Source organism: Paucibacter sp. DJ2R-2 (assembly GCF_025717675.1).
GTDB lineage: Bacteria > Pseudomonadota > Gammaproteobacteria > Burkholderiales > Burkholderiaceae_C > Paucibacter_A.
The window spans coordinates 122982-135808 of sequence record NZ_JAJIRT010000010.1 but is presented as its reverse complement, the minus strand read 5'-3'; the positions used below and the strand labels follow the sequence as shown (position 1 = coordinate 135808).

Annotated in this window: 13 protein-coding genes; 11 read left to right on the top strand and 2 right to left on the bottom strand. The window is 66.3% G+C overall.

What is annotated here, in order from left to right; genetic code table 11:
• Positions 1 to 160 precede the first annotated feature (160 nt).
• From LNV28_RS20405 to LNV28_RS20385, 5 genes are all read left to right on the top strand, one after another.
• Entirely contained in the window at positions 161 to 1258 is a 1098-nt protein-coding gene (locus LNV28_RS20405; RefSeq protein ID WP_263520425.1) for a Leu/Phe/Val dehydrogenase, read from the top strand.
• Between the two features lie 196 nt (positions 1259 to 1454).
• Positions 1455 to 1700, top strand: a complete 246-nt coding sequence (locus LNV28_RS20400) for an AbrB/MazE/SpoVT family DNA-binding domain-containing protein (protein ID WP_102767035.1) — start codon at positions 1455 to 1457, stop codon at positions 1698 to 1700.
• Between the two features lie 26 nt (positions 1701 to 1726).
• Positions 1727 to 2131 carry a type II toxin-antitoxin system VapC family toxin gene (locus tag LNV28_RS20395; protein WP_102767036.1) on the top strand — a complete coding sequence of 135 codons (405 nt, stop codon included), beginning with the start codon at positions 1727 to 1729 and terminating at the stop codon, positions 2129 to 2131.
• A gap of 45 nt (positions 2132 to 2176) precedes the next feature.
• Positions 2177 to 4780 (top strand): bifunctional aconitate hydratase 2/2-methylisocitrate dehydratase, encoded by a 2604-nt coding sequence (gene acnB / locus LNV28_RS20390; RefSeq protein WP_263520424.1) that lies wholly within the window; start codon positions 2177 to 2179, stop codon positions 4778 to 4780.
• Between the two features lie 166 nt (positions 4781 to 4946).
• A complete protein-coding gene (locus LNV28_RS20385; protein ID WP_263520423.1) occupies positions 4947 to 6074 on the top strand; it encodes a DUF5694 domain-containing protein in 1128 nt (375 codons plus the stop codon).
• 47 nt (positions 6075 to 6121) lie between these two features.
• Here LNV28_RS20385 and pdxR read toward each other — a convergent pair whose 3' ends face one another.
• On the bottom strand, positions 6122 to 7666 hold the full coding sequence (pdxR, locus tag LNV28_RS20380; RefSeq protein WP_263520422.1) for a MocR-like pyridoxine biosynthesis transcription factor PdxR: 1545 nt from the start codon (positions 7664 to 7666) through the stop codon (positions 6122 to 6124).
• A gap of 147 nt (positions 7667 to 7813) precedes the next feature.
• Here pdxR and LNV28_RS20375 point away from each other — a divergent pair, with 147 nt between their 5' ends.
• From LNV28_RS20375 to LNV28_RS20350, 6 genes are all read left to right on the top strand, one after another.
• A complete protein-coding gene (locus LNV28_RS20375; RefSeq protein ID WP_263520421.1) occupies positions 7814 to 8494 on the top strand; it encodes a pyridoxamine 5'-phosphate oxidase family protein in 681 nt (226 codons plus the stop codon).
• A gap of 77 nt (positions 8495 to 8571) precedes the next feature.
• The gene (locus LNV28_RS20370; protein WP_263520420.1) at positions 8572 to 9108 is read left to right on the top strand and encodes a GbsR/MarR family transcriptional regulator; all 537 of its coding nucleotides are present in this window, start codon (positions 8572 to 8574) and stop codon (positions 9106 to 9108) included.
• 83 nt (positions 9109 to 9191) lie between these two features.
• Positions 9192 to 9656 (top strand): thiol-disulfide oxidoreductase DCC family protein, encoded by a 465-nt coding sequence (locus LNV28_RS20365; protein WP_263520419.1) that lies wholly within the window; start codon positions 9192 to 9194, stop codon positions 9654 to 9656.
• Between the two features lie 31 nt (positions 9657 to 9687).
• On the top strand, positions 9688 to 10584 hold the full coding sequence (locus tag LNV28_RS20360; RefSeq protein ID WP_263520418.1) for an NAD-dependent epimerase/dehydratase family protein: 897 nt from the start codon (positions 9688 to 9690) through the stop codon (positions 10582 to 10584).
• Positions 10581 to 10973: a DoxX-like family protein gene (locus tag LNV28_RS20355; RefSeq protein ID WP_263520417.1), complete on the top strand. Its 393-nt coding sequence runs from the start codon at positions 10581 to 10583 to the stop codon at positions 10971 to 10973. The genes LNV28_RS20360 and LNV28_RS20355 overlap by 4 nt, the downstream gene beginning before the upstream one ends.
• Positions 10970 to 11482, top strand: a complete 513-nt coding sequence (locus tag LNV28_RS20350; RefSeq protein WP_263520416.1) for a DUF2269 family protein — start codon at positions 10970 to 10972, stop codon at positions 11480 to 11482. Before LNV28_RS20355 ends, LNV28_RS20350 begins: the two co-directional genes overlap by 4 nt.
• Here LNV28_RS20350 and LNV28_RS20345 read toward each other — a convergent pair.
• Positions 11472 to 12827: a dihydrolipoamide acetyltransferase family protein gene (locus LNV28_RS20345; protein WP_263520415.1), complete on the bottom strand. Its 1356-nt coding sequence runs from the start codon at positions 12825 to 12827 to the stop codon at positions 11472 to 11474. The two genes, LNV28_RS20350 and LNV28_RS20345, sit on opposite strands and share 11 nt — an antisense overlap.

The following is a 12827-nucleotide window of genomic DNA, read 5'->3' as shown; positions in this document are numbered from 1 at the left end:
ACGCGAAGTCTGACCGCCGCCCGGCGGCAAGGGCAAAAGGCAGAATCGCGCCAGCACGTACACTGTGCGGCTGCGTTCGCCACAAGCGAGCGCTTCTTTTTGGGGCCTGCTTGTCCGGTGGGCCCTGCGAACTTTGTCTGCATCACGAGTGCCTACCACCATGAACGATCTCGCCCGCGCGATTGCCGCTGCTCCGGCCGCCTCCATCCCTTCTTCGCTGTTCGGCCTGCCCGATCAAAAGCCGCATGAGCGCGTGCTGCTGGCCGCCGACGCCGAAACCGGCCTCAAGGCCATCCTGGCCGTGCACAGCACCGCGCGCGGCCCTGCCTTCGGTGGCTGCCGTTTCTGGACCTACGACAACGAGCTGGCCGCGCTGAACGACGCGCTGCGCCTCTCGCAAGGCATGAGCCTGAAGAACGCCCTGGCCGACCTGCCCTTCGGCGGCGGCAAGGCCGTGATCATCAAGCCGGCCGGTGATTTCGACCGCCCCGCCCTGTTCGCTGCCTTCGGCCGCGCCGTGCAATCGCTGCAAGGCGCTTACATCACCGCTGAAGACGTGGGCACCACCACGGCCGACATGCTGGGCATGCAGGCCCACACGCAATTCGTCAGCGGCATCCCGCGTGCCGGCGCTTTCGGTGGCGACCCGAGCCCCAAGACTGCCTGGGGCGTGTTCGTCTCGATCGAAGCCGGCGTGCGCCTGCACCTGAAGCGCAGCTCGCTGGACGGCGTGCGCGTGGCCCTGCAAGGCCTGGGCGCTGTGGGCTGGCATCTGGCCGAGTTCCTGCACAAGGCCGGCGCCAAGCTGGTGGTGGCCGATGTGGACGCTGCCAAGGTGGCCCGCGCGCAGGAGCAGCTGGGCGCCACCGCCGTGGGCATCCATGACATCCTCTCGGCCGATGTGGACGTGCTGGCGCCTTGCGCCCTGGGCGCATCGCTGAATGCCAGCAGCATCCCCACCATCCGTGCCCAGCTGATCGCCGGCGCCGCCAACAACCAGCTGGCCACCGTGGAAGATGGCGACACCCTGCAACAGCGCGGCATCTGCTACCTGCCCGACTACCTGGTCAATGCCGGCGGCATCATCAGTGTGGCGCGCGAGTACCGCAATGAAGGCGAAGAGTCGGCCGTGATGGCCGAAGTCAGCCGCATCGGCGAGCGCGTCGCCGAGCTGCTGGAACGCGTCAAGGCCGAGGGCACGACCCCGGGCCGCGCCGCCGACGCCTGGGCCCGCTCCAAGCTGGTCAAGCCGGTCTGATTCAAAGACCAGCGCGCAAGAGAAAAGGCAGCTTCGGCTGCCTTTTTTTCGCCCCTGCCGGACACCCTGGTACGCGGCGATGGCCTTGATTTCTTGCCATACTCCATGCCGCCCCGGCCGGCACCTCGCTTGCCGGCGGCCCCAGCAAGTACGTATAATCAATACATACTTTCAAACGCATACTGCGGAGCAGCCCATGGAAGCCACCGTCGCTGAGCGCGGGCAGATCACCCTGCCCAAGGCCGTGCGTGATGCACTGGGCCTGACCAAGGGCACCATCCTCAAGGTCGAGCTTGAAGGCGGCCGCATCATCCTGCGCAAAAACGTCGACGACGCCATCTCGCGCGCCCGCGGCAAGTTCAAGCTCGACGGTTTTGCTTCGGTCGATGAAGCCATGCGCGCCGTGCGCGGCCGCGCACCCGGCGACCCGCTCGATCAGTAAGCCCAAAGAGCCACACATCAACACCCATGATCGCCATCGACTCCTCCGTCCTCGTCGACCTGCTCAGCGACAGCGAGCGCGCCGACCTGGCCGAGGCTGCGCTGCGCGATGCCCTGTCGCTGGGCCCGGTGGTGGTCTGTGATGTCGTGGTGTCGGAAATCTGCTCCTCGCTGCAAGACGGCGACCAGGCCATGCAGGCCCTGGAAGACATGGGCATCAGCTTCCACGCCGTCGAACAAAAAGCCGCCATCCGCGCTGGCGAAATGCAGCGCCGTTACCGCAGCCGCGGCGGCCTGCGCCAACGCACCGTTCCCGATTTCATCGTGGGCGCTCATGCCTTGCTGCAATGCAATGCCTTGATCACCCACGACGAGACCTTCTTCCGTGACTACTTCAAGGGCCTCAAGGTCATCACGCCCAAGGCCACCTGACGCGGTCTCACCCTCACACCCCTCGCAACACCTGGAGAGCTCATCATGCTGCAAGCCTATCGCCAACACACCGCCGAGCGCGCCGCGCTGGGCATCCCGCCCCTGCCCCTGGATGCCAAGCAGACGGCCGAGCTGATCGAGCTGATCAAGAACCCTCCCGCCGGCGAAGGCGAGTTCCTGCTGGACCTGCTGACCCACCGCGTGCCCCCGGGCGTGGACGATGCAGCCAAGGTCAAGGCCAGCTTCCTGGCGGCCGTGGCCCACGGTGACCTGGCAGTCGCCCTGATCTCCAAGACCAAGGCCACGGAGCTGCTCGGCACCATGGTCGGCGGCTACAACGTCAAGCCCCTGATCGACCTTCTGGACGACGCCAGCGTGGCCGCCACCGCCGCCGCTGCGCTGAAGAAGACGCTCTTGATGTTCGACTTCTTCCACGACGTGGCCGAAAAAGCCAAGGCCGGCAATGCGCAGGCCAAGGACGTGATCCAGAGCTGGGCCGAGGGCGAGTGGTTCACCAGCCGCCCCGAAGTCGAGAAGAAGATCACCGTCACCGTCTTCAAGGTGCCCGGCGAGACCAACACCGACGACCTGTCGCCCGCCCCCGACGCCTGGAGCCGCCCGGACATCCCGCTGCACTACCTGGCCATGCTGAAGAACACCCGCCCCGATGCGGCCTTCAAGCCCGAGGAAGACGGCAAGCGCGGCCCGATGCAGTTCATCGAGGACCTGAAGAAGAAGGGCCATCTGGTCGCCTACGTGGGCGATGTGGTCGGCACCGGCTCCAGCCGCAAGTCCGCCACCAACAGCGTGATCTGGGCCACCGGCCAGGACATCCCCTTTGTGCCGAACAAGCGTTTCGGCGGCGTGACCCTGGGCGGCAAGATCGCCCCCATCTTCTTCAACACGCAAGAAGATTCGGGCTCCCTGCCGATCGAAGTGGATGTGTCCAAGCTGGAAATGGGCGATGTCATCGACATCCTTCCCTACGAAGGCAAGATCGTGAAGGACGGCGCCACCGTGGTGGAGTTCAAGCTCAAGAGCGATGTGCTGTTCGACGAAGTGCGCGCCGGCGGCCGCATCAACCTGATCATCGGCCGCTCGCTGACGGCCAAGGCGCGTGAGTTCCTGGGCCTGCCCGCCGCCACCCTGTTCCGCCTGCCGGCCGCACCGGCCGCCACCAAGGCCGGCTTCACGCTGGCGCAGAAAATGGTCGGCCGCGCCGTCGGCCTGCCAGAAGGCCAAGGCGTGCGCCCCGGTACCTACTGCGAGCCCAAGATGACCACGGTCGGCTCGCAAGACACCACCGGCCCCATGACCCGTGACGAGCTGAAGGACCTGGCTTGCCTGGGCTTCAGCGCCGACTTGGTGATGCAATCCTTCTGCCACACTGCGGCTTATCCGAAGCCGGTGGACGTGAAGACCCACCGCGAGCTGCCCGCCTTCATCTCCAACCGCGGCGGCGTGGCCCTGCGTCCGGGCGACGGCGTGATCCACAGCTGGCTGAACCGCCTGCTGCTGCCCGACACCGTCGGCACCGGCGGCGACTCGCACACCCGCTTCCCCATCGGCATCTCCTTCCCGGCCGGCTCTGGCCTGGTGGCCTTCGGCGCCGCCACCGGCGTGATGCCGCTGGACATGCCCGAATCGGTGCTGGTGCGCTTCAAGGGCCAGATGCAGCCCGGCATCACCCTGCGCGATCTGGTGCACGCGATCCCGCTGTACGCCATCAAGGCCGGTCTGCTGACCGTTGCCAAGGCCGGCAAGATCAATGCCTTCTCGGGTCGCATCCTGGAAATCGAAGGCTTGCCTAACCTGAAGGTCGAGCAGGCTTTCGAGCTCAGCGACGCTTCGGCCGAGCGCAGCGCCGCCGGTTGCACGGTCAAGCTGAACCCCGAGCCGATCAAGGAATACCTCAGCAGCAATATCGTGCTGATGAAGAACATGATCGCCGACGGCTATGCCGACGCCCGCACCCTGCAGCGCCGCATCGAGAAGGTCGAAGCCTGGTTGGCCAACCCCAATCTGCTGGAAGCCGACAAGGACGCCGAGTACGCCCATGTCATCGAGATCGACCTGGCCGACATCAAGGAACCCATCCTGTGCTGCCCGAACGATCCGGACGATGCCAAGACCCTGTCCGATGTGGCCGGCACCAAGATCGATGAAGCCTTCATCGGTTCTTGCATGACGAACATCGGCCACTTCCGCGCCGCAGCCAAGCTGCTGGGCGGCCAGCGCGACATCCCGGTCAAGCTGTGGGTCGCCCCGCCGACCAAGATGGACCAGAGCGAGCTGATCAAGGAAGGCCATTACGCGGCCTTCGGCACCGCCGGTGCACGCACCGAAATGCCAGGCTGCTCGCTGTGCATGGGCAACCAGGCGCAAGTGCGCGAAGGCGCCACCGTGGTGTCCACCTCGACCCGCAACTTCCCCAACCGTCTGGGCAAGAACACCAACGTGTTCTTGGCCTCGGCCGAGCTGGCCGCCATCGCGTCCAAACTGGGCCACATCCCCAGCGTGGCCGAGTACCACGAGGCGATGGGCGTGGTGAACAAGGACGGCGCAGCGATCTACAAGTACATGAACTTCGACCAGATCGAAGAGTACGCAGAGAACGCCAAAGGTGTGAACGCCGCCAGCTGCGCTTGAGCACGGGCGCTGCCCCACAGTGAAAGGCCCGCTTCGGCGGGCCTTTTTGTTTCTGCGGCGCAGTTCGGGCCACCGCCCGCGCATTGCGTCGGATCGTGCTGGCCTGCCTCTGAACGAGTCCGAACAATGGCACCACGTTCACTGCCTGCCTTACTGCAATCTGCCCATGCGAACCCCCACCCTTTCTGCCTGGACCTCGGGACTCTCGACGTTCTTCCTAAGCACCATGCTCAGCGTCAGCCCGCCGCTGCAGGCTGGCACCCCGCCTGCCTTGCTCAAGGACCTGGATCAAGGCATGGCAGGGCAACGATCGCAGGTTTTGGTGCTTGGCACCGTCCATCTGCGGGAGATGGGCCAGGACTTCAAACCCGGCTCGCTCGACCGTCTTCTGGAACGACTGGCCGGATTCAAGCCCGAGATCATCACCGTCGAGGACGAGTCGGGCGAGGAGTGCGATCTGGCTTTGCGCCACCCGGCCAAGTACGGCGAGGACTACTGCAAGCGCCCGGCCGAAGCGCAGGCGGCCACCGGCCTGGACATTCCGGCCGCACTGGCCGAAGTCGAGCGCACGCTCAAGAGCTGGCCGGACGCGCCCATTGCCGCACAGCGACGGCGCCTTGCCGCATTGTTCCTGGCCGCCAAAGAAAGCGCTTCGGCTGCTGCCCAATGGCTGCAACTGCCAAAGGCGGAACAACATGCGGGCGATGGCTTGAACGAAGCCCTGGTCGGGCAATTGCAGCGCCTGGTCGAACGGCCCAATGAGTCGATACAAATCGCCGCGCGGCTGGCGGCACGCCTGGGCCTGCAGCGGGTCCATCCAACCGACGATCACACCGGCGACAACCTCAAGCTCGACGACACGAAAGCCTTTGTGGCCGAGCTGGAAGCCGCCTGGAAATCAGAGGGCGACCTCTTGAAGCGCGAGGATGAGCGCAACCTGGCGCAACTCAAACGCGGCGACGACCTGCTGCCGCTCTACCGTTTCATCAACCGCCCCGAGTACCTGCGCACACTGGCACGCGCAAACATCGTCGGCCCCATGGCTGCCGATTCCCCGCGGCGCTATCCGCAGATATGGGTGGGGGGCTGGGAAGTGCGCAATCTGCGCATGGTCGCCAACATTCGCGAGACCTTTCGCGAGCGACCCGGCGCCAGGGTGCTGAGCATTGTCGGCGCCTCGCACAAACCTTGGTTTGACCAATGGCTGAGCCAGATGCAAGGCCTGGACCTCGTCGACGCCCTGCAAACGCTCGATCAACAAGCGCCACGGCCACTTCCCGCCAGCCTGCCTTGAAGCACATGCCGCGGTCCGCTGACACGCCGCTTCACAGCTGAGGCCGTTCAGCGCAATTCAGCGCGAATCAATGCAGCGAGACTCGCCACCTTGCCGGCCATCTGCTCGGCCGGCACCTGGGCATAGCCGAGCATCAAGCCGGACCATGCGCTGGCGCGGCGCCCGACGCGGTGCTGACTCAAGGCCGGCGCGACGATGCCGGCCTGCAGGGCGGCGGCGCTGATGGCCTGGTCATCCAGACCCAGCTCGGGCTCGAAGCACAGCGCCAGGTGCATGCCGGCCGAGGCGCCCCGCACCTGAGCGATGTCGCCGAGCTGCCGCTCCAGCGCCGCGACCAAGGCATCGCGCCGCTGCTGGTAGAGCCGGCGCATGCGCCGCAGATGCAGGCCGAAATGTCCCTCGCGCATGAACTCAGCCAAGGCCAGCTGTTCGGCCGCGCGCCCGCGTGGCGCCGAACGGGCCAGCAGGTGATGGAGCAGCTGCACCCGATCGGGCGGCACCACCATGAAACCGATGCGCAGGCCAGGGAACAAGGTCTTGCTGAAGGTACCCAGATACAGCACGGGCGCGTCGCTGGCCGGCTGTGCCGCATCCAAGGTGTCGATGTCGGTGCCCAAGCCTTGCAGCGCTGCCAGCGGCGGGCCGTCGTAACGAAACTCGCTGTCGTAGTCGTCCTCGATGATCAGAGCTCCGGCCTGTCGAGCTTGAGCAATCAAGGCCAGGCGACGCTCCAGGCTCATGGCCGCGCCGCTGGGGTACTGGTGAGAAGGCGTCACATAGATCAGACGCGGCCGGTGCTGCAGCCAATCCTGTGGCCGCGGTGCCAAGCCGTGCGCGTCCACCGTGATGCCGATCGGTCGCAGCTGGGCGGCGCGGAAGGCGGTCAAGGCGCCGCCATAACCCGGGCTTTCGATCCAGACCTTGTCGCCGGCATCGGCAAAGGCGCGCGCGCACAGGTCCAGGCTGGCCTGCGTGCCGTCAGTGATGAAGACCTGTTCGGCGCTGCAACGCACCGCCCGCGAGGCCCGCAGATGCGCGGCAATCGCCTCGCGCAAAGCCGGCTCGCCCGCCGGCGGCCCGTAGTTGAGCTGACTGCTGACGAGCGAACGCCAGGCCCGCATCATCAGGCGGCGCCAAAGATCAAGCGGAAACGCATCCAGCGCCGGCACGCCGGGTGCAAAGGCCGCGGCCAGATCCGCAGCCACGGGCAAACAAGCCAGACCCGCGCTGCGACGTGACAGACCGCGACTCTCAGGCGCCGGCGCTGGCAGGTCTCGCGCTGCCAGCGCGCCAGGACCCACCGACCGGCCCGATCCCGCCAGCACCGAAACCGGGCGCGCATGAACCACCGTGCCGCGGCGACCTGCACTGATCCAGCCTTCGCTGGCCAGCTGTTCGTAGGCATAGATCACGGTGTTGCGCGCCCAACCGAGTTCGGCCGCCAAGGCGCGGCTGGCCAAGAGACGGCTGCCGGGCGGCAGGCTGCCGCTGCGGATCGCATGACGCAAGGCCTCATGCAGCAGACGCTGGCGCGACCAGCCAGGCTGACCTTGCTGGGCGGCGTAGCGAGAGATCAGAAGCGCGTGATCCATGGTTCTATCCGTGGTTCGGTGTGGTTCTATGAAATTAGCAGAACCTGGATCTTCTCCTGGAACCAGCTGGCCACTACATTGCGCTCTGAAATTTCTTGCGCGCGCCGGCTTTCACTTGCTCATCAGCTCCACTTTTTCTACGACACCATGAACCCAGTCCCTCCCCGCCCAGCCACAGCGCCCAGTGACCGCACGCGTGTGCGCCGCGTGGCCGAGAACGCCCGCTACGAGCGCGAGACCGTGCACGCCATCGTTGACGCCGCCTACCTCTGCCACATCGCCTTCGCCGACGAACGCGGCAGCCATTGCATCCCCATGGCCTGCTGGCGCGAGGACGATCACCTCTACATCCATGGTTCCAATGGGGGCCGCATGGTCAAGAACTTGTTGCGCCCCGAGACGCAAGCTTGCGTCACCCTCACCTTGCTGGACGGCCTGGTGCTGGCCCGCTCGGCCTTCAACCACTCGATGAACTACCGCGCCTGCATGATCTACGGTCAGTTCGAAGCGGTTCGTGATGAAGCCAAGAAGCGGGCGAGCATGGACATCTTCATGCACAAGATCGCCCCCGGCCGCGAGCACGAGGCCCGGCGCGGCAATGACAAAGAGTTCGCCGCCACCACCGTGTTGCGCATCCCACTGGATGAAGCCGCTTGCAAGGTCCGCAGCGGCCCGCCGCTGGACGACGAGGAGGACTTGCATCTGCCCGTGTGGACCGGCGTGCTGCCCCTTCGCCTGGCCCAAGCAGCGCCACATGCAGCGGCCGACAACAGAGAGGCGACGCCCGCCTATGTGCGGCAATGGGGAGTGAAGTCTGAGGAGGCCTGAACGCCAGGCTTCCGGGCGTTCACTCAGCGTGTAATTTCTGTGTTGACAGAAATTACAGACGGGCTAGACTTCGCGCCATGGAACTCAGCGAAGTCGCACGCAAATTTGTCGTCCACTGGGGTGAGATGGGCAATGCCTGGGGCGTGAACCGCACCGTGGCCCAGATCCACGCCCTGCTCTTCTTTCACGGCCGGCCGCTGCATGCAGAAGAGATTGCCGACACCCTGACGGTGGCGCGCTCCAATGTCAGCACCAGCTTGAAAGAGTTGCAGAACTGGAACCTGATCCGGGTGGCCCATGTGCTGGGCGACCGACGCGATTACTTCGAGACCTCCGTCGACGTCTGGGAGCTGTTCCGCACCATCGTGCGCGAGCGAAAGGAGCGGGAATTCGACCCGACCGTTCGCGTGCTGGGATCCTTGGTCGCTGACCCTGGCTTTGCCAGTGAAAGCGCCGACACCCAGGACCGCGTGCGCGAAGCCCTGCGCTTCATGGACACCCTCGGTGCCTGGTCCGAGGAAATGCTAAGGCTCTCGCCCACCACCCTGGAGAAGGTCTTGAAGCTCGGCGCCAGTGTGCAGAAGTTTGTGCGCGGCTCGGACGGCAAGGACTGAAGCGCAAGGCAGCGCCTGTCGTCAAAGATGGGCGCCTTTTTTTGACTCTAAATTTCTGTCATTACTGAAATATCGGACGAATCATGAATATCAGCCTCATGCATCCCGGCGCCTTCCCCCTGACCCTGTTCTACGAATCGGCCTGCCCCTTGTGCGACAGCGAGATGCGCAATCTGATGCTGCGCAATCGCGAGGGCCTGCTGCGCTTTGTGGACGTCTCGGCCCCTGATTTCGCCGGCCCGCCGCCGGGCTGCAGTCGCGAAGACCTGCTGAGACTGATGCACGGTCTGCGGGCCGATGGCCAGGTGATCCGCAGCGTCGAGGTCTTCCGCCTGGCTTACGCGGCCGTGGGCCTGCCCGGTGTCAGTCGCGCCCTGTCCCTGCCCGTACTGCGACCCTTGGCCGAGACGCTCTACCCCTGGATTGCCCGCCACCGCCACCGCGTGCCGGCCTGGATCAGCGGCCTGGTCTTCGGCCGCGCCCTGCGGCGCGCCGCCGAACACGCCGCCCGCCAGCCGCGCTGCACGGCCGAGCGCTGCACGCGCTGAGAAGCTGACAACAACTGCATAGCGCATCACCATGAACATCCTGCTCTGCGGCGCCCAAGGCTTCATCGGCCGCCATGTGCTGGGCCGATTGCTCAGCCAGGGTCACTCGGTTCGGGCCACAAGCCGAACAGCACGCCCCAGCTCGGGCTGGCCGGGTGTGGAATGGATCCAGGCCGATTTCAGCCGCGAGCTCGCGGCCAGGGACTGGCTGCCACGGCTGCAAGGTGTCGACGCCGTGATCAACGCGGTGGGCGTCCTGCGCGACCGACCAGGGCAGCCCATGGACGCCATCCATCACCGGGGCCCGGTGGCCTTATTCGAGTCCTGCGCCGAAGCGGGCGTGCGCCGCGTGCTGCAGATCTCGGCCCTGGGCATTGCCGAGAGCGACACGCAGTACGCGCGCAGCAAGCGGGCTGCGGAAACGAAGTTGCTGGCGCTGCAGCAAGCCGGGCGCCTGGACGCCACAGTCTTGCAACCCAGCATCGTCTTCGGCCCGGGCGGCGCCAGCAGCGAGTTGTTCCTGAATCTGGCGCGCTTGCCCTTGCTGATCCTGCCCGGCGTGGCCCTGAACACCCGTGTCCAACCAGTGGCCGTGCAAGACCTGGCCGAAGCCTGCCTGCGTCTGCTGCCACGGACTGGACCGCCGCAGCTCGCCGTGGTGGGGCCACAAGCCTTGCGCCTCAGCGATTTCATCGCCAGCCTGCGCCTGCAACGAGGCCGGCCGCCGGCTCGAATGCTGCGCCTGCCCGATGTGCTGAGCCGGCTCAGTGCCCGCATCGGCGACCACCTGCCCTTCCAACCCTGGGGTCGAGAAACGCTGGCCCTGCTGCAGCAGGACAACACAGCCGACCCCGCGCCGCTGCGCCAACTGCTGGATCGAGACGCACGCTCACCGACCGAGTTCTTGAGCACCTGGGAGGACGCATGAGCCACACACTCCATCCCGCCGGACGCCGCGCCGCGCGCCTCAGCCTGGTCGGCCTCTGGCTCTGGACCGGCGTGGTCAGCCTCTGGGAGCTGTATGGCCAATCGGCGGCCCTGCTGCACGCAGCCGGCCTGGATGCAGCGCTGGCCCAAACCCTGATCCTCAGCGGCGCCGGCCTGGACCTGCTGATCGGTACGGCGCTTTGGCGCTGGCATGCGCCGCGGCTTTATTTGGCGGCAGGCCTGGCCATGCTGGTGATGACCGTGCTGGGCAGCCTGCTGCTGCCCTCGCTCTGGCTCCACCCCTTGGGCCCACTGAGCAAGAACCTGCCCATCGCCGCCCTGCTCTATCTGCTCTTTCTCGATGCCCGCGAGGGCGGCAGCTCATCATGAACACCTATCTGCTCATCAAGACCATGCATGTGGTCTCCAGCGTGCTGCTGGCCGGCACCGGCTTCGGCTCGGCCTTCTATCTCTACTTTGCCAACCGCAGTGGATCGCTGGCCGCGCAAGTCGTGGTCTGCCGCCTGGTCAAGCGGGCCGACCTTTGGTTCACCACGCCGGCGGTGATCGTCCAGCCGCTCAGCGGCCTGTGGCTGGCCCAGCAGGCCGGCTGGCCGGTGCTGGGCACGCCCTGGCTGACCCTGGGCCTGGCGCTCTACCTGTTTGCCGGGGCCTGCTGGCTGCCGGTGGTCTGGCTGCAGCTGCGCATGTCCGACATGGCCGAGGTAGCGCTGAAGAGCGAACAAACCCTGCCCGCACGCTACTGGCGGTATGCCCGATGGTGGGAAGGGCTGGGCTACGCCGCCTTCGTGGCCATGCCCATCATCTTCTACCTGATGGTGGCCAAGCCCGACTTGCCTGCGGGCTTGGCGAACCTGCTCCTGCCGCTCAGTCGATGAAGAGCAAGGCCGGCGATTCCATCAAGCCGCGCAGGGCCTGGATGAACTCGGCCGCATCCTGACCATCGACCACGCGGTGGTCGAAGGAAGAGGACAGGTTCATCATTTGCCGCGCCACCACCTGACCGTTGCGGATCATGGGCCGCTCGACGATGCGGTTGACGCCGACGATGGCGACCTCGGGGCTGTTGATCACCGGGGTGGTGACGATGCCGCCGAGTGCGCCCAGGCTGGAGATGGTGATGGTGGAGCCGCTGAGCTCGTCGCGGGTGGCGCGGCCGCTGCGGGCGGCTTCGGCCAAACGCCGAATCTCGGCGGCACAGCTCCACAAATCATGGCTCTCGGCATGGCGCAGCACCGGCACCATCAGCCCGGCCGGCGTTTGCGCCGCCACGCCCAGATGGACCGCGTCGAAACGGTTGATCACGCCCGCCTCGTCGTCCAGGCGCGCATTGATCTGCGGGAAGTCCGGCAGCGTGCGCACGATGGCCCGGGCCAGCAGGGGCAAGAGGGTCAGCTTGCCGCGGCTGGCGCCGTACTGGATGTTGAGCTTGAGGCGCAGCGCCTCCAGCTCGGTGACATCGACCTCTTCGACATAGCTGAAATGCGGGATGCGGCGTTTCGCGTCCTGCATCTTCTCGGCGATCTTGCGGCGCAGGCCAACGATGCGAATGGCCTCGACGCCATCGCCGCGTGAGCCTGAGCGGGGCAGGCGCGGCGCGCTGGTCGGCGCTGCAGCAGGTGCAGCCGGTGCCGCAGCAACAGCAGGCGGACGCAGCTGGCTGCCATGGCTGGCGACAAACGCATCCAGATCGGCCTGCATGATGCGGCCGCCGAGGCCGGTGCCGCCCACCTGGGCCAGATCCACACCCAGCTCCCAAGCGCGGCGGCGCAGCGAGGGCGAGGCGATGGGCTTGTCGGCCAGGCTCAGGCCCAGGTCCTGCGGGGCATGGGCGGCCACAGCAGGCTGCGCGATGGGAGTCGGCGATGGTGCCGGGGCTTGCACGGGAGCCGGCGCCGCCGCGGCAGAAACAGGTGCCGGCGCCGGTGCGGGTGCAGTTGCAGCAGAAGCCGCAGGTGCTGAAGCGCCGGCCTCGCCCTCAACCTCGATGCGGATCAGGGCCGAGCCCACGCGCATCAACTCGCCCACCTCACCACCCAGCGCCAGCACACGGCCTTTCACCGGCGAGGGGATTTCCACCGTGGCCTTGTCGGTCATCACATCGGCCAGGATCTGGTCTTCGCTGACTTGATCACCGGCCTGCACGCGCCAGGCCACCACTTCCACTTCGACGATGCCTTCGCCAATGTCCGGCATCTTGATCACATGTTCGCTGCTCATCAT